At 59.0% G+C, this 608-nt stretch carries 2 protein-coding genes; both read right to left on the reverse strand.

The genetic code is table 11. The features are described 5' to 3' along the window. A partial coding sequence (locus AC1DS5_RS25250) for a hypothetical protein (RefSeq protein WP_477720986.1) occupies nt 1-328 on the reverse strand: 328 nt, incomplete at its 3' end. 28 nt (nt 329-356) lie between these two features. After that, nucleotides 357-608 (reverse strand): flagellar basal body rod C-terminal domain-containing protein (locus AC1DS5_RS25255; RefSeq protein WP_477720987.1); only part of this gene is annotated, 252 nt, incomplete at its 5' end.

Consider the following 608-nt stretch of genomic DNA (forward strand, 5'->3'; position numbering starts at 1 on the left):
GCGCATTGATGACGCGACCTTTCCAGGCCGGATGTGGAGACAGTGTCTTGGGAGGCATACGGAAGGCGGGAACGCCGAGGCCGGCAGCAAAGTGGGAATCGAATGGTTTGGCCGTTACGCCGTCAGTATCGATCCGCACGACCTCACCGAGATGAACCTGCTTGTCGATTTCCAGTCCGATCAATTCACCGAGCCTGACATAGCGCGACAGGCCGGAGACGCGAAAATGCGTCGGCGTCACCTCGGACACCATGCCACCGACACGAACCGTGGGCACGTCCCGGCGCAGGGTTGCGATGGTCGATTCGAGTTTTTCAAGCGCGTTCATCGAGCTCTCCCGCCGGTCACATCAGGCATCAGGCTTTTGGATCGCCCAGCGTGCGAATGGCGTTCTGCATGGTACTTTCGGAATTGTCGATCAATGAGCTGACGCTCTGGAAGGTGCGCTGTGCGGTCATCATCTGTGTGAGTTCTGTCAGAGGATCGACATTTGATCCTTCGACGTAGCCCTGCTGAAAGCCGACCGTGACGAAGTCGAGCGCGGTGGTCGCCGGCTTGCTCGGAATCACGCCTGACGTTCCGAATCGTTCCAGCTTTGCGTCCGGAGC

This window comes from Polaromonas sp. P4_H1, from assembly GCF_056400945.1.